General features: G+C 71.9%; 15 protein-coding genes and 1 tRNA gene. 10 read left to right on the top strand and 6 right to left on the bottom strand.

The features are described 5' to 3' along the window. Positions 1 to 114: 114 nt before the first annotated feature. Positions 115 to 1,425 carry a M15 family metallopeptidase gene (locus tag ACERM0_RS19640; RefSeq protein ID WP_373680329.1) on the top strand — a complete coding sequence of 437 codons (1,311 nt, stop codon included), beginning with the start codon at positions 115 to 117 and terminating at the stop codon, positions 1,423 to 1,425. Here the strand turns inward: ACERM0_RS19640 and ACERM0_RS19635 are convergent. From ACERM0_RS19635 to ACERM0_RS19625, 3 genes are read right to left on the bottom strand one after another with little or no spacing between them, the layout of a single operon-like run. After that, entirely contained in the window at positions 1,422 to 2,228 is an 807-nt protein-coding gene (locus ACERM0_RS19635) for an SDR family NAD(P)-dependent oxidoreductase (RefSeq protein ID WP_373680328.1), read from the bottom strand. The genes ACERM0_RS19640 and ACERM0_RS19635 overlap by 4 nt on opposite strands. Beyond that, positions 2,225 to 3,625, bottom strand: a complete 1,401-nt coding sequence (locus tag ACERM0_RS19630; protein WP_373680327.1) for a TldD/PmbA family protein — start codon at positions 3,623 to 3,625, stop codon at positions 2,225 to 2,227. The genes ACERM0_RS19635 and ACERM0_RS19630 overlap by 4 nt, the downstream gene beginning before the upstream one ends. A gap of 4 nt (positions 3,626 to 3,629) precedes the next feature. Beyond that, on the bottom strand, positions 3,630 to 5,069 hold the full coding sequence (locus tag ACERM0_RS19625) for a TldD/PmbA family protein (RefSeq protein ID WP_373680423.1): 1,440 nt from the start codon (positions 5,067 to 5,069) through the stop codon (positions 3,630 to 3,632). Between the two features lie 227 nt (positions 5,070 to 5,296). On the opposite strand from ACERM0_RS19625, the gene rsgA reads away from it, so the two are divergent. The 9 genes from rsgA to asnB all read left to right on the top strand — a co-directional run bounded on the left by rsgA (position 5,297) and on the right by asnB (position 15,970). Further along, on the top strand, positions 5,297 to 6,292 hold the full coding sequence (rsgA, locus tag ACERM0_RS19620; RefSeq protein ID WP_373680326.1) for a ribosome small subunit-dependent GTPase A: 996 nt from the start codon (positions 5,297 to 5,299) through the stop codon (positions 6,290 to 6,292). Between the two features lie 40 nt (positions 6,293 to 6,332). After that, entirely contained in the window at positions 6,333 to 6,707 is a 375-nt protein-coding gene (locus ACERM0_RS19615; RefSeq protein WP_373680325.1) for a hypothetical protein, read from the top strand. A gap of 70 nt (positions 6,708 to 6,777) precedes the next feature. After that, positions 6,778 to 6,848, top strand: a tRNA-Cys gene (locus tag ACERM0_RS19610). Positions 6,849 to 7,536: 688 nt separating this feature from the next. Then, positions 7,537 to 8,412, top strand: a complete 876-nt coding sequence (locus ACERM0_RS19605; RefSeq protein WP_373680324.1) for a formyl transferase — start codon at positions 7,537 to 7,539, stop codon at positions 8,410 to 8,412. A gap of 25 nt (positions 8,413 to 8,437) precedes the next feature. Next, on the top strand, positions 8,438 to 9,409 hold the full coding sequence (locus ACERM0_RS19600; protein ID WP_373680323.1) for a sulfotransferase: 972 nt from the start codon (positions 8,438 to 8,440) through the stop codon (positions 9,407 to 9,409). Positions 9,410 to 9,914: 505 nt separating this feature from the next. Next, complete coding sequence (locus ACERM0_RS19595; protein WP_373680322.1) at positions 9,915 to 11,408, top strand: hypothetical protein; 1,494 nt, start codon at positions 9,915 to 9,917, stop codon at positions 11,406 to 11,408. Positions 11,409 to 11,569: 161 nt separating this feature from the next. Then, entirely contained in the window at positions 11,570 to 12,661 is a 1,092-nt protein-coding gene (locus ACERM0_RS19590) for a glycosyltransferase family 2 protein (RefSeq protein WP_373680321.1), read from the top strand. 239 nt (positions 12,662 to 12,900) lie between these two features. Continuing rightward, positions 12,901 to 13,974, top strand: coding sequence for a hypothetical protein (locus ACERM0_RS19585; RefSeq protein WP_373680320.1), 1,074 nt, complete (start codon positions 12,901 to 12,903; stop codon positions 13,972 to 13,974). A 4-nt stretch (positions 13,975 to 13,978) separates the two neighbouring features. Next, on the top strand, positions 13,979 to 15,970 hold the full coding sequence (gene asnB, locus ACERM0_RS19580; protein ID WP_373680319.1) for an asparagine synthase (glutamine-hydrolyzing): 1,992 nt from the start codon (positions 13,979 to 13,981) through the stop codon (positions 15,968 to 15,970). Here asnB and ACERM0_RS19575 read toward each other — a convergent pair. Genes ACERM0_RS19575 through ACERM0_RS19565 form a run of 3 tightly spaced genes read right to left on the bottom strand, consistent with a single transcriptional unit; the run spans position 15,961 to position 19,894 of the window. Beyond that, the gene (locus ACERM0_RS19575) at positions 15,961 to 17,070 is read right to left on the bottom strand and encodes a glycosyltransferase family 4 protein (RefSeq protein WP_373680318.1); all 1,110 of its coding nucleotides are present in this window, start codon (positions 17,068 to 17,070) and stop codon (positions 15,961 to 15,963) included. The genes asnB and ACERM0_RS19575 overlap by 10 nt on opposite strands. Further along, positions 17,067 to 18,635, bottom strand: a complete 1,569-nt coding sequence (locus ACERM0_RS19570; RefSeq protein ID WP_373680317.1) for a lipopolysaccharide biosynthesis protein — start codon at positions 18,633 to 18,635, stop codon at positions 17,067 to 17,069. The genes ACERM0_RS19575 and ACERM0_RS19570 overlap by 4 nt, the downstream gene beginning before the upstream one ends. Then, positions 18,632 to 19,894: a hypothetical protein gene (locus ACERM0_RS19565; RefSeq protein WP_373680316.1), complete on the bottom strand. Its 1,263-nt coding sequence runs from the start codon at positions 19,892 to 19,894 to the stop codon at positions 18,632 to 18,634. Before ACERM0_RS19565 ends, ACERM0_RS19570 begins: the two co-directional genes overlap by 4 nt. Positions 19,895 to 19,906: the final 12 nt, after the last annotated feature.

The raw sequence follows: 19,906 nt of genomic DNA, 5'->3' as shown, positions 1-19,906 counted from the left end.
CGGTGGTGCGCTCCTGCGGGCACACCGGTTCCCGGCAGGCGCGATGCGCGCGGCGTGCCCTCGGCCGGCCCAGGTCCGGCAGCATGTCGCGCCACGTGGGCAGGGGAGCACGGAATGCGATCATTGCAGCGGTGGCGGCGGGCGTTCGCCGTGGGCGCGGCGGGGGCGTTGCTGGCCGCCGCGATGCCCACCGGCACCGCCGCCGGCGCGGAGGCCGCTTCCTCGGCGGTGACCGCCGCGGCGCCGGCCACCTCGGCGTGTCCGGTGCGCCACCTGCCGCCGACCGACTTCCTCGACATCGTCGGCGCGCACGAGGACGGCATCCGTTGTCTGGCGTGGTACGGGCTCGCCAACGGGCGCAGTGCGGACCGCTTCGCACCTCGCGGACGTACGACGCGGGGGCAGTTCGCCTCGCTGCTGCTGCGCAAGCTGGAGGAGGCCGCCGTGCCGGTGCCCGCGCTGGGGGCGCGGGCCTTCGACGACACCCGCGGCGTCACGCACGGGGACGCGATGGAGCGTCTGCACGCGGCCGGGCTGCTGCGGGGCACGGCGCCGCGGACCGCCTCGCCGGGCCAGCGCCTGACCCGCGGGCAGCTGGCAACGCTGATCGTGGCCGCCGTCGAGTACGCCGAGGGGCGGCCACTGCCGACCGGGCCCGATGCGTTCCGTGACGACGACGGCCATTTCCACGAGGCCAACATCGACCGGGCGGCCGCCGCCGGGCTGGTCGTCGGACGCACCGCTACCCGCTACGAGCCCGGCAACGCGTTGCGCCGCGACCAGACGGCGACCGTGCTGACCCGGACGCTGGACCGCTTCGTCATCGACGGCCGTCTGGCGCGTCCGCCGGTCCCGGGACTGCGCTGGGAGGCCACCGGGATCCCGGCGGCGGTCCGCCAGGAGATGGCGGGGGTGTCGATGCACACCGGGTGTCCGGTCGGTTTCGACGACCTGCGCCTGGTGGTGCTCACGCACCGCGGCTTCGACGGGCGCCTGCACCGGGGCGAACTGGTCGTGCACCGCTCGGCCGTCACCCCGCTTCGGCAGGTCTTCCAGGCCGCGTACGACGCGGACTTCCCGCTGCGGCGGGTGGTGCGCATCGAGCACTACGCCGGCAGCGACGACCGGTCGATGGCGGCCAACAACACCTCGGCGTTCAACTGCCGGCGGGTCACGGGTGGCACGTCGTGGTCACGGCACGCCTACGGCACCGCCATCGACCTCAACCCCGTACAGAACCCCTACGTCCGTGGCGGCACGGTCCTGCCGTCGGCTGGCGCCGCCTACACCGACCGCGGTGACGTGCGCCCGGGGATGCTGGTCGCCGGGGACCCGGTCGTGCGCGCGTTCGACGCCATCGGGTGGACCTGGGGCGGGCGCTGGCAGACGCTCAAGGACTACCAGCACTTCGAGGCCCCGAGCTAGCGCAGGCGCCGGGTCACCCCGCCGACCAGGCGGCGCGTCACGAGGGTCGGGGTGACCGACGAGGCGGCGACGCCGACCCGGTAAAGCCAGCTGGGCACCACCAGTGCGCGGCCGCGGGCGACGCCGTCCAGCCCGGCGCGGGCGACCTCCTCCGGGCTGTCCCAGACGAAGCCGGGGATGCGGGTGGCGATGTCCTCGGCGTCGGCCGCGTCGACGAACCCCGAGCGGGTGAAGCCGGGCGCCAGGGCGGTGACGGTCACGCCGGCGTCACGCAGTTCCTCGTACAGCGCCTCGGACCAGCTGGACAGGAACGCCTTGGAGGCGGCGTAGGTGGCCATCATCGGCACCGGCTGGAACGCCGCGACCGAAGCGACGTTCAGTACCGCGCCACCCCGCTCCGCCAACGCGGGCAGCGCCGCATGGGTGAGGCGCAGCGGCGCAAGCACGTTCAGGCGGACGGCGGTCTCCGCGTCCTGGACGTCCAGCTCGGCGAACGCACCGACCTGCCCGGCGCCGGCGTTGTTGACCAGCAGGTCGATGGGCAGGTCCTCGTCGGTGAGGCGGTCGCACACCTTCTGCAGGCCGGCCGGGTCGGTCAGGTCGGCCGGCAGTACCTCGACGTCGCCGCCCGGGTCGCCGGCGTGCTCGGTCCGGAGACCCGCGGCCAGGTCGGCGAGCTGGTCGGCCGAGCGGGCCACCAACACCGTCGCGACGCCGCGAGCGGCCAGCAATCGGGCGAAGGCGTCGCCGATGCCCGAGGAGGCGCCGGTGACCAGTGCGCGAGTGAACCGCCGTGTCGTCATCCCTTGGCGCCCCCGGTGAAGTTCCAGGCTCGCAGTCGCAGCGACGGTGCGATCACCACGCCGGCGCCGAACTCGCCGTCGGCGTAGCGGTCATCGTCGCCGATCGCGACCACCTGCCCGGCACCCAGGGCCTGGACGAACGACTGCGTGAAGCGCAGGTTGCCGACCGCGCCGGCGAGCTTGCCGTTCTCCACCAGGAAGGTGCCGTTCCGTGTCAGGCCCGTCACGACCAGCGTCTTCGGGTCCAGGACGCGGCAGTAGTGGAACTGGGTGACCAGCAGGCCCCGCTCGACGTCGGCGACCAGGTCGTCGGGGGCGGTGGTGCCGGGAACGAGCTTGATCGTGGTCGGCACGGCGCCGAACTCCGAGCCGCCCGGCACGGCGCTGCCCGTCGTCTCCGCACCGGCGCGCTTCGCGGTGCGCCGGTCGTGCGCGAGGTTGCGGACGACGCCGGCCTCCACCAGCGGGAACGACCGTCGCGGCGAACCCTCGTTGTCGAACGGCAGCGCGATCGCGCGCGGGTCGGCCGGGTCCTCCAGGATCGTGATGGCCGGGTCGAACTGTGCCTCGCCGAGCTTGGCGAACGAGGCGCCCTCGAGGTGCATCTTCGCGTTGAACCCGTACACGCCCAGGAACGTGAGCATCGTGGACACGGCCTCGGGGCCGAGCACCACCTCGTACACGCCCGGGTCGAGGTCGACGAACTCGGCCGAGCGGCGGGCCCGGTCGGCGGCGACCGTGCCGGCGGCCGCGGCGTCGAGGTCCGCGAGCCGGTGGGAGGTCTGGTGCGCCGAACCGGCCGACGTGTCGGTCTGGTGGATGCCGTCGACGGTCGCGCGGGTGGCCCGGCCCACGGCGCGCTGGCCGGCCGTCGAGGCGAACGCCGCCCAGGTCGCCTCGGTGTCGAGGTAGCCCGCGGCCCGCAGGTCGGCGGCCACGTCGACGAAGGCCTTGACGCGCTCGGCGCGCTGCTCGGGGCGGGCGTCGGCGGTGTCCGGGTCGAAGTTGCCGCTGGCCGCCACGTCGGCGGGGGGCGTGGCACCGGGCCAGTGGGGGTCGACCGGCTGCAGCGCCGCCGACTCCAGCGTGGCCTCGATGAGGGTGCGAAGCGCCTCCTCGCGCGTGTCGGTCGTGCCCGCCGTCGCCGTGCGGCCGTCGACCGCCACCGTCAGGCCGACGGAGACGGTGTCCTCGCCGACGTGCTGGTGGATGAACGAGTTCGCGAAGCGGGTCAGCGCGTGGCGGGTGCGCCCGACCAGGACGTTGGCCTCCACGTTGGCCGCCTGGGCACGGGGGCTGGCCTGGACCAGTTCCACGACCCGGTCCGCGAGGGCCTGCAGGTCGTCGAGGTCGCGAACGACGTGTTCGGTGATCTGCTGCGGTTCGTGCGAGGTCATCGGTTCAGCCCTTCACGCCGACGCGGACGTTGCGGAACCGCCCGGGGGAGGCGGGGTGGCCGGTGTGACCGACCTGCATCGGTTGGCCCTTGCCGCAGTTGGGCACGCCCCAGGGCACCCACTCGTCCGGGCCGGCCAGGCGGTCCAGCGAAGCCCAGAAGCGCGGCGTGATGCCGGTGTAGGTCGGGTTCTTCACCATGCGGCCGAGCTTGCCGTCGACGATCTCCCAGCCGATCTCGCAGCCGAACTGGAAGTTCAGCCGGCGATCGTCGATCGACCAGGAACGGTTGGTGGCCATGTACACGCCGTGTTTGGTGTCGGCGATGATCTGATCGAGCGTGCCTTCGCCCGGCTTCAGGCCGACGTTGGTCATGCGCACCATGGGCAGGCGGTTGAACCCGTCGGCGCGCACCATCCCGCCGGGTTCGAGGCCCGCCAGATGCGCCGTGTCACGCCCGGAGAGGACCCCGACCCAGGTGCCCTCGCGGACGATGTCGACCGCCTTCGCCGGCGTGCCCTCGTCGTCGTAGCCGAACGTCGACAGCGCCCCCGGGATGGTGGCGTCGGCGGTGATGTTCATCAGCTCCGAGCCGTAGCGCAGGCTGCCCAGCTGCTGCAGGTCCAGGAAGCTGGTGCCGGCGAACGCCGCCTCCCAGCCCAGGATCCGGTCCAGCTCGATCGCGTGACCGACCGACTCGTGGATCTGCAGCGCGAGCTGGCTGGACTCCAGGACCAGGTCCATCTCGCCGGAGGGGCACACGTCCGCGTCCAGCAGCTGCACCGCCTCCTCGGCGACCCGCAGGGCGTTGCCCGGCAGGTCGAAGCGGCGGATGACCTCGAAGCCGCCCGTCTCGTAGTGGCCGAACGACTGCGGGTAGCTGCGGCGCTGGGTCTCCTGCTCGCCGACGGCGGTGGCGTCCATGCCGCCACCCGCCTCGACCAGATGCTGGTGGATGCGGTGGCCCTGCGAGGACACGAACCACTTGTCGGTGTCCCAGAAGCCGAGGTGTGCGGTGGCCACGCCGATGCCCTCGACGCCGTGCATCGTGCGGGTCACGCCGACGACGAGTTCGACCTTCTCCGCGAGCGGCACGTCGAACGGGTTCTCCGCGTGCGGCGTCTCGTAGACGTCCTGCGCGATCGGCACGTCGGCGAGCTCGATCGCCGAGCCGGGCACCAGTGCCGAGGCCTTCGCCGTGGCGGTGGCCTCCGCACCAGCCTTCTTCGCGGCCACGTCGGTCAGCTCGCCCGTGGCGGCGAACCCCCACGACGAACCCACCAGCGCACGCACCCCGACCCCGGCGTCCTCGGCGTGGGTGACGGATTCCAACTCGCCGTTCTGGGCCGCGATCCGCTCGTGACGGCGGATCACCACCCGCGCGTCGGCGTAGGCCGCCCCGGCCGCCAGGGCGGCCTCGACCGCCGCACGTGCGTAGTCGTACATCTCGTCCCCGGCGCTCGCGTCGCGCACGTCTACGGCCCTCCCGGTCGGCGATCGGCCCGGGACGCTACCCGTTCTGGTCCGCGTGGGGCTCCTGCCGCCCGGCGCCCGCACCCCGTACCGGTGGTGCACGCCGGACCGCCACCCGCCGCTGCGGCCGTCCCGCGGCGCGCTGGGGCGCGAGCGCGCGAAAGTGGGCCGCTCGCCGTGCGGCTGGCAGGATGCCGCGCATGCCACGCATCGACATCGAGGCGCTCGAGGACGAGTGGGAGGAGGATCACCACCTCCTCGCACAGCGGCGCCGATCCGACCCGCTGTCGCAGGCGGCGAGGGAGCGCCTCGAGGACTACGCGGAGGGCCGCGTCGTCGCCGTCGACAAGGGCCAGGTGCGGGTGCTGTACGAGGGCGAGGTGCTGCCGGCCCGCTTCTCCGGCGCGATGCGCGGCACGAAGGTGGCCGTCGGTGACCGGGTCCGGGTCCGCCCGCCGCGCCACGAGACGGACGAGGCCCGCATCGTCGAGCTGCTCGGGCGCCGCACCGTGCTGCTGCGGACCGCCGACGATGCGCTGGACGACGAACGCGTCGTCGTCGCCAACGCCGACACGGTCGCGGTCGTGCTGGCGGCGGACTACCTCGACGTCGGCACGCGCTTCCTCGACCGGGTCATGGTGTCCGCGTCCGTCGGCGGGCTGGACACCGCGGTGTGCATCAACAAGGTCGACCTCGTCGCCGACCGCGGCGAGGTCGAGCAGGTCGCGGCGCGCTACGAGGCCATCGGCGTCGGCGTGTGGGTGACCTCGGCCCGCACGGGCGAGGGGATCGACGAGTTCGCGCACCCGCTGACCGGCTGTTGGACGGCGTTTACCGGCCACTCCGGGGTCGGCAAGACCTCGCTGTTCAATCGGTTGGTGCCCGAGGCGGGCCGCGAGGTCGGCGAGATCGGCCGCTTCGGGGGTCGCCACACCACCGTCGCGGCGCGGGCGATGCGGATCCCGGCGCTGGACGCGTGGTTGGTGGACACGCCGGGGGTGCGCTCGTTCGGGCTGGGGACGCTGCGGCCGACCGAGCTCGCCGGGCACTTCCCGGAGCTGGCAGCGCTGGACTGCGAGCTCGACGACTGCATCCACGAGGGCGAGCCCGGCTGCACGCTGGAAGGTGCCAGCATCCATCCGGCGCGGCTCGACAGCTATCGTCGCCTGCTCGCGGCGCTGCGCGAGGCGGCCTGACCTCCCCACGCCGCACGGCAGGACCGACCAGGAGCGCGAGGTGGCGACGAGCTGGCAACGGACGGCGGTGCGCGTCGCGTCCCGTCGGGCGTGGCGGGCGATGACCGGCCCCAGCGTGCAGGCGGCACGCGACGACACCTCGAGCCTGCCCTCGACGTGGTCGGTCGACGCGGACTGGCGGCGCGTCGTGGACGGCAGGGCAGCGCGCCTCGACGCGCGGACGACCATCGAGGTGAGCCGTCCTGGACCGTGGCAGCACGTCGATCCCCGTGAGGTGAACGAGGCGTGGAGCCGGCCGGGTCCGACGCTGGGGCTGCTGGTGTGGGCCGGGGCGGTCGGGGCCGCCTGGTGGCTCGGCAGCAGCAGGGGCAAGGGGCCGCTGCGGGTCCTGGCCGAGGACCATGCCGGCTGGTGACCGCGGCCCGCCGTGTCGGCGAGGGCCGATGTGTCGCCGTGGCACGCGGGCGCTACCCTGCGCCCGCCCCGGCGGGGTAGCCAAGTGGTAAGGCAGGGGACTGCAAATCCCTTATCACGGGTTCGATTCCCGTCCCCGCCTCTCGCGAGGAACCGCCCCTGACCTGCGCACGTGGTCGGGGGCGGTTCCCGTTCGCTGCCGATTCGACGTCGCAAGGCGTCCCGACGAGGCGGGTGCCCGCGGCCGGGAGCGGCCCGGATGTAGCGGGCCTTCTGGCTACTCGTGCGCGATGCTGGAGCGGGCCCGGCTTCGCCCCCGCCGCGGATGCAGCCGCCGTGGTGCCGGGGCCACTCGGCAGCCTGCCGCCGTGACCGGTCCGCCCAACCGAACGGTCCGAAGCGGCCGCGGGTGAGGGTGAGCAAGGACGGTTTCCTCCGTGCAACTCGCAGGACGCCTGCCCGTCCTTCGTGGCCGACCCATTCTTTAGGTTTCGTTCGACATGTACGCGGGGGACATGCCATATGGACATCCGGCTTCCGTCGCCCGTCCAAGGACAAGAGGACCTGCCGCTGTTCGACCTCCACGCGAAGAGCGTCGCGCAGACAGGGCTGGTGTCGAGTGCCGTGTTGACGACGGTGGTAGTGGGCGCAACATCGCCGCGTCCGGCACGAAGCATCACTGCTGCAGCGGCCGCGGTCGCGTCGCCTCCCATCGATCGTCCGGACCCCGTCCTCTCTGGGGAGTTCGCGCGAACGACGCCGGTTCGAACGTGGCTTCACCGGACGTCCTTCGACGAGCCACCCAGCCTCTCGACGTGGGGAGGAGTTGCGTGAGGGTGGTCGTCATCAGTTCCTGCCGGGCGAAGAACCGGTACATCCTCGACGTGGTGCGACGCACGTTTCCCGAGGCGATCATTCTGCGTCCCTGGTGGCAAGGATCCAGCAGCCTGCAGCAACTTCGTGTCTGGTCCAAACATCCGCTCCGCGGGGCCGCGAAGATCCTGCGCCGCGTCTCGAACGATGTCCGTGATCGTCGACACGAACGGCGCGCCGTCCAACTGCTGTACGGCGACACGGCCGACTCGCTCGACCTTCCGCCGCACCTGGCCGTGCCGGCCAGGGATCTACGGACCGGGCGGACGGCCGACATCCTCGCCGCCCTGGCACCCGACGTGCTGGTCTTGTCCGGCGCGCCCATCCTGCCGCCGGACCTGCTGGCGATCCCGAAGCACGGCACGGTCAACCTGCATTTCGGGGTGGCGCCGCAGTACCGGGGCGAACACACGCTCTTCCACGCCCTGTTGCACGGCGACTACGACCACGTCGGCATGACCATCCACCGCGTGGACGCCGGCGTCGACACCGGGCCGGTTCTGGCATACGTCCGTCCCGCCATGACCGCCGCCGACGACGAGGTCAGTCTGGGCGTGAAGTGCGCGCAGCTCGGCGCCCGCGTCCTGGTCGAGTACCTGCACACCGTCGAGGAAGGGGCACCCGCGCTCGGGACCTCGCAGACCACGAAGGGCCGGTTGTACCGGCTGGATGATCGCACCCTGTGGAAGGACATACGGTCGTGGGCGTCGAGATCGATCCTCCGCCGTCGGCCCCCGCACCGCGTCGCGGAGACGACCCGGTTCTTCCCCGCAGCTTCTGAACTCGCCCTGAGGCAGGGCTCCGTCGGGAGCCGGGGCAACCGGCTCACCTGAGTGCGGTCAGGGGGGAGGGACGACGGTGACACCACTTCCCGATGATGCGCGGCCGACCGCGGTCGGGTCGGCAGTCAAGGTGCTCTACATCGCCGGTTGGCAGCGGAGTGGCAGCACGCTCGCGGCGAACTTGATGGGTGAGTTGCCTGGGTACTTCCACGCAGGTGAGCTGTACTACCTGTGGGACTACGTCTGGCACGACAACACACTCTGTGGATGCGGTCGCCGTTTCCACGATTGCCCGCTCTGGTCGGCCGTCATCGCGACCGCGTACCCCGAGGGCGTGGACGCCGACTGGATGCGCGCGGCGGCGACCGACACGACGCGGACGCGCCGGATGGCTGGTTTGGCCTGGCCCGCCTCGCGCGAGCGACGACTGGCCGAGGCGGAGACCTTCCGGCGAAGCCTCGACCGTGTGTACCGCGCGATCGCGACCGTCACCGGCGCCGCGGTCATCATCGACTCGTCGAAGTGGCCCTCCTACGGCCTCCTCCTCGACGCCTCCTCCGCCGTCGATCTGCGCGTTCTGCACCTCGTTCGCGACCCGCGCGCCGTCGCTCATTCCTGGCTGCGCCGCAAGCAGTTGATCGACCGTCCCGACCAGCATCTCGAGATGTACCGGTCCCCAGCGGCGAGCTCCGCCCGGTGGCTGGTCTGGAACCTCGCGGTCGAGGCCTATTGGCGCGAGCCGTCCGACGACGTGGTACGGCTGCGATACGAGGACCTCGTCGCCGCTCCCGGACGGGAGTTGCTCGCCGCGCTCGAGCGGCTGGGGCTCCCGGCGGGCTCCCTGCCACTGGTGTCCTCGCACGAAGCGCGCTTGGGACCCAACCACACCGTCTCCGGGAATCCCGATCGCCTCCGGCACGGCGTCACCAGGATCCGGTCCGACGACGAGTGGCGGCGGTCGCTGCCGGTCCGTCACCGCCTCACCGTCGACGCGCTCACCCTGCCGCTGATGTGGCGATACGGCTATCGGGTGCGCGTCGGTGTGTGAACGGCGCGGTGCGCCGACGGATCGGCCCTCCGCACGAGCCACGAACGGTCGGTCGGGCCGCAGGTGACGGTCGAAGCCGACCCTTCTCGGTGACGGCCGAGGTGGGAGAGCGGAGCCGGGCGATGCCCTGAACGCGCGTGTGGCTCGCGAAACCCGGGAGCGATGGCCACCCGCGTGCTCGGCGGGAAGGCGACGGCGGCGTCGGGGCCGCGAAAATCGGATGGAACGCCCCGATCGGGCGGGTGGCGGGAAGTTCCCGGCCCGCAGTTTCCACCGCGACGGGTGCGCGAATCGCGCGGCGTCACAAGTTGGCCGCGAGTTGCGCCTGCGTACATGGGACGTCTGTCCCGGGTGCATGACGTGCGCTTGCCCGCACGAGACGTCAATTCAGCCGCAATTCCGTCGAGTGCGCCGATGAAAGAGGATCTGGAAGCCGGGACAAATGTCCGAAAGCCTCCGCGCCAGCTTTCCGTTTCTCGCGGCTTCTCCGAACAGGTGGTCCCTCATGAAACACCCCTCCCGCCGGCTTCTCCGCCGGGCAGTGCTGCTCTCGGTCATGCTGGCGCTCCTCGTGGCCACGGTAACGCCGGTCTCGGCGCAGGAGCGGGCGCTCTACGTCGCCCCAGGAGCGTCGAACAGCAACCCTGGCACCCTCGAACGCCCCTTCGGCACGCTCGGCCACGCGTTGAGCCAGCTGCGACCCGGTGACACCCTCTATGTCCGGGGTGGCGAGTACCGGGAGCGTCTGCGTAGCGTCTCGCTTCCCAACTCGACGGCGAGCGCGCCCACCCGGATCGTCGCCTATGCCGGTGAGCGTCCGGTCGTGCGGGGCCTGCTGTGGCTCAACGGCGGCTCGCACTGGGTGCTCGACGGCATCAACGTGACCTGGGACCACGCGACCGGCTCCAGCAACGAGCACATGGTCAAGGTCACCAACGGCACGGATTGGGTGGTTCGGAACGCCGAGATCTCCAACGCACACTCCTTCGCCGGGATGCTCATCGCCGGCGATCGTCAGGGCCAACCTGCGCGTTGGCGGCTGGAGCGCAGCTGCATCCGGGACACCGCCGCGAGCAACGGTCTCAACCAGAACCACAACCTCTACGTCAACACGGGGCTCTCGGCCGGGGCCGGCGTCATCGAGGGGAACCTCTTCTACGGTGCGCCGAACGGCGAGAACGTCAAGCTCGGCCCTCCGGGCGCCGACGGGGGCGCTGCCAACGTCGTGGTGCGTCGCAACACGCTCTACGACGCGGCCCAGAACCTGCTGATCTCCGGTGGGTCGAGGGACAACCTGATCGAGCGCAACATCGTCGGTAAGACCAAGGGCAACTACGGCAGTCTGCGCAGCTACCGGATCACGGGCACCAACAACGTCGCTCGGGACAACGTGGCGTTCGCTTCCGCCAGTGCCATCGACAACTACGACGGCGGCAACGGCGTCCAGGACGGGGGGCTGAACCGCCACCCGGTCGACCCGGACTTCAACGGCACCTCGCGCTGCGACCAGTTCGTGCCGCGCAACCCGGCCGTCACCGGGTACGGCCACACCGCCGTCACGTCGTCGCCCGCTCCCACGCCCACGCCGACGCCCGCTCCGACGCCGACGCCCGCCCCGACGCCGGCGCCCGCCCCGACCGCGTCCTTCACCTGGTCGCCGCAGGCGCCAGTGGCCGGTGACGAGGTCGAGTTCGACGGCTCCCAGTCCACCGGTGACATCGTCAAGTGGGAGTGGTGGGACGCGAGGGTGAACACCAAGCTCGCCGAGAGCGCCGACGGGAGGGCCTCCTTCACCTTCCATCACGGTGACTGGACGGCGGACCTGCTGTTGCGGGTGACCGACGCGCAGGGTCGTACGGCCGAGGTGCGCCACCCGCTGCACATCGCCGCCGAACCGGCGCCCGCGCCGGTCCCGGACAGCGGTGGGGACCCGACCGTCGACGAGCGAACGAAGAAGGGCAAGGCGATCGGCTGGCTGCGCAACCGTTCCGGGAACTGAGCACGACGATCCTCCGGCGCTGACCGGCCACTCGGTCCTGGCACGAGCCGCGGCCGGCGACTCGCGTGCCTGGCGTGACCGGGGCCGTGTGCCGAGCCCGGCTGCTGACGGGAGCCTTACCCTCGGGGCGAGGCTCCCGTCCGCGTGTCGAGGGGACGCACATGCCGACCTCAACGCCGCTGCTCTCGGGCAACACCGGCGAGAGCGAGGACCTCGTCACCGTGGTCGTCCCAGCCCGCGACGAGGAGGCGCACATCGGCGCCTGCCTGGACTCCGTGCTCGCCCAGACCCATCACCGCCTCCAGGTCGTCGTCGTCGACGGCGCGTCTCGTGACCACACCGCGGACATCGTGGCGGCACGGCTGGCGCAGGACGAACGTGTCGAGTTGGTGCACAACCCCGCATCGCGGATTCCGATCTCGCTGAACCTCGCGTTGGCGGCGGCCAGGGGTCGGTGGCTCGTCCGCGTCGACGCGCACGCCGTGATCCCTCGTGAGTACGTGTCCATCGCGGTGGGGCATCTGCGGACCGGTCGGTGGGGTGGCGTCGGCGGACGCAAGGACGGCGTCGGTGTGACCCCCGCCGGCAAGGCGATCGCGGCGGCGATGGCCTCGCCCTTCGGCGTGGGGAACTCCGCCTACCACTACGCCACGGAGCCGAGGACGGTCGATCACATCCCCTTCGGCTGCTATCCGGTGGAGCTCGCTCGCCGCCTCGGCGGCTGGGACGAGCGCCTGGCGGTCAACCAGGACTTCGAGTTCGACTACCGCATCCGCCGTGCGGGCTACGAGTTGCTGCTCGACCCGGCGCTCACCATCGACTGGGTCTGCCGGCAGTCCATCCGCGACCTGGCCAAGCAGTACCACCGGTACGGCAGGGGAAAGACCCGCGTGGCGCGGCTACACCCGGACTCGCTCCAGCCGCGCCACCTCGCCGCACCGACACTGGTGATCTCGTGGCTCCTCGCGTTGGTTCTGCTCGTTCGCGGTCGCCCACGCGCGGCGGCGGGCCTCGTGGGTCCGTATGTCGTCGGGCTCCTGGCCGCGAGCGCCTGGACGGCACGTGGGATCAGCGAGCCCCGGGTGCGACGGCACCTGCCCGGTGCCTTCATCGCCATGCACGCAGGGTGGGGCATCGGCTTTCTGAGCGGTGCGGTCCCGTCCCTGCGCTGGCGTGCGACTCCGTGGAAGCCGGCGGGCCCGCTCGTGCCGGCGCCGCGTCCCGCGCGCCCGCCCGGGTCGCGGCACCGTTGACGGCTACGCGGGCAGTGCCCGCCATCGACGACCGGGGACATCAGACAGGTTTCTCGGACCGGTCGCGCCCTTATGGTCTGGGTCCGGCCGTCGCGGGCGGGTGAGCGGAGGCGGATGGGACGGTGCATGGGGATGACTCCCGACACGCGGACGGCATGCCGGATCCACGTGGCCGTGACGGGCGGGTCCCACGCGCGGCGTTTCCGCGGACCCCCCGATCAGTGGCGACGCGTCGGTGTGTGAGCGGACTGCTGGCGGCACTGGTGACCTGCTCCTGCACGGTCACGCCAGAGGATCGGCCCGATCAGCCGGGCGCGACCCCTGATGGGCGTGACCTGTTCGTCGAGACGCAGGGGGACGACGCCGGTTCGGGCAACGAGGACGAGCCGTGGCGCACGGTGGGGCATGCGCTGCAGGAACTGGCGGCCGGCGATCGGCTCACCATCGGTGGTGGGGTCTACCGCGAGCGACTCATCGACGTCCCCATGCCGGATGCCGACGAGGGCGCGCCGACCGTGGTGCGTGGCGCGCCCGGGGAGCAACCGGTCATCCAAGGGCTGCTCTGGCTGGAGGGAGGCAGCAACTGGGTGCTCGAGGGGCTCGACGTGACCTGGGACGAACAGACCGGCGCCCCCCACGAGCACATGGTCAAGGTCACCGACGGCGTCGGCTGGACGGTACGTGGAGCCGAGATCTCCGGCGCACGCTCCTACGCGGGGATGCTGGTCGCCGGAACCGGCGACGGCGAGCCGGCCGCTTGGGAGGTCTCCGGCAACTGCATACGGGACACCGCGCCGACCAACGGCGTCAACCAGGACCACAATCTCTACGTGAACACGGGGCTGTCGGCCGGGCCTGGCCGCATCGAGGGCAACCTGTTGTTCGGGGCGCCGAACGGGGAGAACCTCAAGCTCGGTCCTCCGGGCCAGGAAGGCGGCGCCGTCGACGTGACCGTCCGCAACAACACGCTCTTCCGCGCCGCACAGAACCTGCTGGTCTCGGGCGCGTCCAGCGACAACCTCATCGAGCGCAACATCTTCGGGGGTACGGGGGGTGGGGTCGGCAGCATCCGTAGCTTCGAGCTGACCGGCTCCGGCAACGTGGCCCGGGACAACATCGGGTTCGCTGCGGCCACGCTGCTCGACGTCCCCGACACCGCGGAGGAGGGCGCCGGCCTCGCCGACGGGGGGGCCAACCGCTTTCCGATCGATCCTGGATTCGACCGCGTCGACAGCTGCGACGGGTTCATCCCGTCCAACCCCGAGGCTGCGGGCTACGGCCACACCGGCTGGGAGGACGGCCCCGAGGAGTGATGCAATGTGCGGGATCGCGGGGCAATGGGATCGCGAGCAGGCGACCGAGGCGTCGGCGCTCGAGCGTACCGTCTCGGCCATGGCGGACGTCCTCTGGCACCGCGGCCCCGACGACGGTGGCGCGTGGGCAGATGAGCGCGCCGGCATCGCTCTCGGCTTCCGACGCCTGGCGATCATCGACCTCTCCGAGGCCGGGGCGCAGCCGATGGTCTCCGCCGATGGCCGGTACACCATCGTCTACAACGGCGAGCTGTACAACCACGAGGAACTGCACGCGGCACTGGGCGGCGTCCGGCTCCGCGGCCACTCCGACACCGAGATCCTGCTCGAGCACGTCGCACGCTGGGGGATCGAGAAGACGCTGGCGCGCGCGAACGGGATGTTCGCGCTCGGTCTGTGGGACGCGCAGGAGCGCGTGCTGCGTCTGGCACGCGACCGCATGGGCGAGAAGCCTCTCTACTACGGGTTCCTCGGGCGGACGTTCGTGTTCGCGTCGGGACTCGCCTCGTTGCGCGTGCACCCGGACTTCGACCTGGACGTCGACCGTGACGCGTTGACCGCCTTCCTCCGGTACGGCTTCGTGCCCGCACCGCGATCCGTGTGGCGCGGTGTCCACAAGCTGCCGCCGGGGTGTTGGCTTGAGCTGCACGAAGGTGGCGTCGGTCCGCAGGTGCGCGCCTACTGGTCGGCCGTCGAGGTGGCGAGGGCCGCGCGGGCGGACCCGCTCGACGGCAGCGACCGGGAGTTGGCCGACGCGCTCGAGGAGACCCTGCTGCGCGCCGTGGCCATCCGACGGACTGCGGACGTCCCCCTGGGTGCGTTGTTGTCGGGCGGGGTCGACTCCTCGCTCGTCGTGGCCATGCTGCAGGCGCAGAGCAGCTCACCGGTCCGGTCGTTCACCATCGGCTTCCACGACCGGTCCCTCGACGAGGCGGTCTTCGCTCGGGACATCGCCCGGCACCTCGGCACCGAGCACACCGAGCTGTACGTCGGCGGGGTCGAGGCCTTGGCCGTGGTGCCGCAACTACCCGCGCTCTACGACGAGCCCATGGCCGACTCGTCGCAGTTGCCGACCCACGTGGTCAGCCGGCTCGCGCGCCGCCACGTCACGGTGTGCCTCGGCGGGGACGGCGGCGACGAGCTGTTCGGTGGGTACACGCGCTACCTCTACCGGCAGGGCGCCGTCGGGAAGCTCCACCGCCTCCCATCGCCCCTCCGTCGCGGGCTGGCGGCCGGCCTGGTCCGTCCCCCGGTCGACCAGTGGGACCGCCTGTTCGCTCGCCTCGGTCCGGTGCTGCCTCGTGAACTGCGTCAGAGCCAACCCGGCTGGAAGGTGCACAAGCTCGGTGAGTCCCTCGGCCACGACGACCACGACCTCGCGTACCGGTCGCTGCTGACCCTCTGGGAGCAACCCGAGGCGCTGGTGGTCGGCGGGCGTGAACCCCCCGATGCGCTGACGGCTCCGCCCTGCGGGATGGCCGGGATGCCGCCCGACGATCGGATGCCACTGGTCGACGTGCTGCTCTACCTGCCGGACGACATCCTGGCGAAGGTCGATCGGGCGGCGATGGGGGCGAGCCTGGAGACGCGGCTCCCGCTGCTCGACCCTGACGTCTTCGAACTTTCCTGGCGGATCCCGCCCGACGCGCGCATCCGGGACGGGCAGACCAAGTGGCTGTTGCGGCAGGTGCTGGACCGCTACGTCCCCAGGCAGCTGCTCGACCGTCCCAAGAAAGGGTTCGTCGTCCCCGTCGGCGAGTGGCTCCGCGGCCCGCTCCGCGACTGGGGTGAGGCGCTGCTGGACCCGCGTCGCGTCGCCGAAGAAGGGTTGCTGGAACCCGAACCCATCACCCGGGCGTGGCGTCGCCACCAGGCCGGTCGCGGTGGGGACCCACGCCACCTCTGGGCGGTGCTCGTCTTCCAGCAGTGGCTCGAGGCGCAGCGGCACCCGCCGGTTCCCGCGCGCCTGGGCTCACCTGGCGGTGGTCAGCGGTAGAGCCGGTCCAGCGCGCTCAGCGTGCGGTCGAGGCTGAAGCTCGTGGCGACGTGCTCGCGCCCGGCCGAGGCGAGCCGGGCGCGGCCTTCCGCGTCCTGCAGAAGGCTCCGCAGGGCGTCGACGAGCGCGTCGGTGTCCCGAGGCGGCACCAGCCGGCCGGTCTCGCCATCGATGACGACCCGCGGTATGTCGCCCACCTCGGAGGCCACGACCGCGACGCCCGCCGCCATCGCCTCCAGCAAGATCAGGGGCATCGCCTCGACCCAAGAGGGCAAGCACAGCACGTCGGAGGACGTGAGCAGCTCCATCACCTCGGCCCGGTCGAGCTGACCGGTGAAGGTCGCGACGTCGGCACCGGCCTGCCGCATGCGGGCCTCCTCGGCGGGGCCCTCCTCGTGGTTGCCACCGGCGACCACCAGCTCGTGGACGAGTCCCTCCCGGTGCAGACGGCGGCTCGCCTCGAACAGCTCGAGCAACCCCTTGCGCTCCGAGAGCAGACCCGCGAAGACCACCCGGGGGACGACATCGCTTCGGGCTGCCCGTGCCGGGACGCGGTGGACGTCGATCCCGTTGTCGACCAGTTCGACCTTCGTCGGACCGATGAGTTCCGTGACGGCCTGCTCTCCCGCGGCACACACCGTCACGATGCTCGTCGCCGGTGCCAGCGCGGCGCGGGCCGCGGCGCGACGGACTCGACCCACCATCCAGCTGGCGACCAACCCCCCGTGGATGTGCACGATCACCCGCGGGGCGCGTAGCCGGGCCAGTGCCGCGAGCGCGCCTGCGCGGAGGCAGGTCACCGTCGGTGCGAGTGCCGTGTGGATGTGGACGACGTCGCGCCCGGAAGCGGCGCGCCACACGCGCCGGAGATCGCGCCACATCCGCCGCAGGTTCTCCGCCGAGAGCCGACCGCCCTCGGCGCTCGCGTCGTCGGTGAGGTTGCACAGCGAGAGCTCGTACGTCTCGGCCAGCCGACTGTCCAGGACCGCCGTCAGGTAGGCGGGTATCCCACCCACCTCCGGTGGCCCCTTGCCGACCAGCAGGACCTGGCGTCGGGGACGGCCCGGCGCATCGGCGGCGGCGGTGCCCGCTCGTCTCACGAGGGATCCTCGCCCGTCGACCGCTCGGCGCGGTGTCCGAGCAGCAGCGGCAGCCCCGGCACCCTCGCCAGGGCGGGGAAATTGCTGATGACATCGAGTTCCTGCCGTGCCGGGATCAACACGCCGACGCTCAGGGCGGCAGCGACCAGGAGCGAGGTGAGCGGCCCAGGCTGGACCAGCAGCACGACCCCGGTCGCGGCGAGCGCGGTGAACAGGGCCTGGTAGGGCCGGCGGAACTCGCGACCGGGAAGGCCGATCGATCCGTGGAGCAGCACCAGCACCTGGGTGGCTGCCCCGCGGAACACCAGCGCACCGCCGGTCGCGAGTGCGGCCCCCAACCCGCCCATCGTCGGGATCAGCAGCAGATTGAGCACGATCAACAGCGCGACGGTCACGATGTTGACCGCCAGCAACTGCCGGAACCGAGACGTGACCTCGAGGACGGCCTGGTTCGGTCCCGCGAGCGCGCCGACGTAGACGCCGGCGCCGATGACGGTCAGCATCGGGGCGGAGTCGGCATAGCGCTCACCGAAGAGCAGGACCGTGACCGGCGAGGCCAGCACGGTGCACAACATCAGGATCGGGAAGGCCAGCACCGCACGCCAGAGGGCCGTCTGCCAGTACAGCCGGTTCAGCTCCGCCTCCCGGCGCCGGGCCAGGAGCCGTGCCGCCATTGGCGTGAACAGGACCGTGAAGCCGGTGACCACGAACTCGTTCGCGCGAGCGACCGGCATGATCGCGCGCAGCAAGGCCACCTGTTCCGGGGTGGACAGCTGCACCAGCATCACCACGTCCAGCGTCTGCAATGCGAGCTCGACCAGGTTGTTGGCGAACAGCGGGAGGGTCGTCAACGCCGTGAGCTTGACCGGGAGGCCTCGGATGCCGAGGCGGGCACCACGGAAGAGGTCGTGGGCGCGCAGGATCCGGCGCAGGCCCTGGCCCGCGACCGCCAGACCCAACAGCCCTCCGAGCACGTACCCGAAGGCGAGCAGGACGGGGTTGCTGGGGCCGAGCAGCACCAGGACGACGGCGGCCAGGCGCAGCAGCGGCGCGAGCAGGTACTGCCGTAGCACGATCGCCCGGGGGCGACCCAGCGCCGCGTAGGTGGAGTCGAACAGGGTCTCGGCGCCCTTGATCGGCCCGAGGAACGCCAGCAGGGTGAGCACCACGATGGCCTGCGGATCATCCGCCAGCGAGCCCGCGATCAAGGCACGGAACGAGAACACGGCCAGCACGAAGGCCAGGCCGACTCCCACCACCGACAGCGCGGCAGCCGTCAGCGTGGCCATCGCCGCGCGGACGTCACCCGCTGTCTCGTGGCGGGGCAGCAGGATGACGATCGCGCGGTGCATCCCGGTGACGGAGAGCAACTCGCCGACCCCGGCGACCACCAGTCCGTAGGCGAAGGCTGCGTACCCCGACTGCGTCAACGCACGGACGGTGAGCACCTGCACGCCCATGTTCAGCGCGGTGGCGAAGATCCGGCCGCCGGTCAACAGCACCGAACCACGGACCTGCGCCCGCACGTCCGCGGCGCCGTCCGGCATTCCGTCCTCGGAGCTCACGGCTCGTCGGCTGCGCCCTCACCCACGCGGGCGGGCTTTCGTGGTACATCCGGCCCGAGCTCGGGGGTCGCGGAGCGGTTCCTGGCGGCGCGGTGTGGGCGCCTTTCTCGTTGCACGAACAGCACCCCGGCGACCCCCCCGGTGTAGAACCTCTGACGGAGTCGCTCGAGTGAGGCCGCTCGCTCTCCCTCGGTGACGACGACCACGATGGAAGCGTCGAGGGGCATGTGCTCGGCGAGGTCGACGTCCGCGATGCCCGGCCCCTCCACCACGGTGGGCGCCCGCCGCCAGTCCTCGGGTGCCACCTCCACCGCAGTGCACCGCGTCACTCGTCCGTCCGGTGGTACCCCGTTGGTGTGCTGTGCGTCGCCGCCAGCGACGTAGAGCACGGGACCCTGCCGGGCCAGCGCGCGCGCCACCAGGCTGGCGACCTGGAGCGCGGCCGCACTCGAGGCTTCGGACGCGACGAAGACACACGTCCCGGAGCGTCGCGGGTAGAGGCGACCGACGAGTGCGGAGAGTCCCAGCACCCGAATGGGCGGGGTCGCTCCCATCCGTGCGGCGGGCGGCGGGAAGTAGCCGAGCGGGACCGGCGCTTCCGGGTCGGCGGGTAGCAGGAGGCGGCCGAGGGAGGGCGCGTCCAAGGCTTCTTCCGCGTCCGCCGGGGCGAGCACCGGCCGTCGCCACGTGGCGAGCAGGGCCGCAACGGCGACGGCGGTTGCCAGGCCGCCCACCGCGCCGACCGCGATCAGCACGGTCAGCGCCAGCTGCCCTTCGGGTTCTGCCGGGGGGGTCGCCGGCGTGTGCACCTGAAAGGTGCCGACGGACTCCCCGACGCGGTTCAGCGCACTGACGAGGTACCCGGCTACGGCGTTGGCGACCTCGGCGGCCCGACCCGGGTCGCCATCGGTGGCGGCGACGTTGAGGGCGATGTTGTCCTCGACCGGCTGCAGCTCGACGTGCGCGAGCAGCTCCGTCCGGCCCGTGTACGGCACGTCGTCGTCGAGGAGGGCTGCCTCGATGACGCCACCGTTCTCGAAGACCGCTTGCTGGAAGCGCGAGAGGCGCAGAGCGTCCAGATCGTCGCCGAGGGAGCGGGGGACGACCAGGGCTCGGGCCGAGTACTCCGTCGGACCCACCAACTGCATGCCAGCACCGACGACCAGCGCCAGGAAGGTCAGACCGGCGAGCGCGCACAGCCCCCAGGAGTTCCGCAGCGCCCAGACGAAGCGAGCAACGGCATCGGGACGATCACCCATCCGGTCCTCCTC

The sequence above is a fragment of the Egicoccus sp. AB-alg2 genome (assembly GCF_041821065.1).
GTDB lineage: Bacteria > Actinomycetota > Nitriliruptoria > Nitriliruptorales > Nitriliruptoraceae > Egicoccus.
Note: the sequence above shows the minus strand (reverse complement) of the source record. Positions and strands in the feature narration are given on the sequence as shown.

Excerpts from the sequence above, each read along its gene's own strand:
- ACERM0_RS19640 (WP_373680329.1), top strand. The coding sequence starts at position 115 with ATGCGATCATTGCAGCGGTGGCGGCGGGCGTTCGCCGTGGGCGCGGCG.
- ACERM0_RS19635 (WP_373680328.1), bottom strand. The coding sequence starts at position 2,228 with ATGACGACACGGCGGTTCACTCGCGCACTGGTCACCGGCGCCTCCTCG.
- ACERM0_RS19630 (WP_373680327.1), bottom strand. The coding sequence starts at position 3,625 with ATGACCTCGCACGAACCGCAGCAGATCACCGAACACGTCGTTCGCGAC.
- ACERM0_RS19625 (WP_373680423.1), bottom strand. The coding sequence starts at position 5,069 with ATGTACGACTACGCACGTGCGGCGGTCGAGGCCGCCCTGGCGGCCGGG.
- rsgA (WP_373680326.1), top strand. The coding sequence starts at position 5,297 with ATGCCACGCATCGACATCGAGGCGCTCGAGGACGAGTGGGAGGAGGAT.
- ACERM0_RS19595 (WP_373680322.1), top strand. The coding sequence starts at position 9,915 with ATGAAACACCCCTCCCGCCGGCTTCTCCGCCGGGCAGTGCTGCTCTCG.
- ACERM0_RS19590 (WP_373680321.1), top strand. The coding sequence starts at position 11,570 with ATGCCGACCTCAACGCCGCTGCTCTCGGGCAACACCGGCGAGAGCGAG.
- asnB (WP_373680319.1), top strand. The coding sequence starts at position 13,979 with ATGTGCGGGATCGCGGGGCAATGGGATCGCGAGCAGGCGACCGAGGCG.
- ACERM0_RS19565 (WP_373680316.1), bottom strand. The coding sequence starts at position 19,894 with ATGGGTGATCGTCCCGATGCCGTTGCTCGCTTCGTCTGGGCGCTGCGG.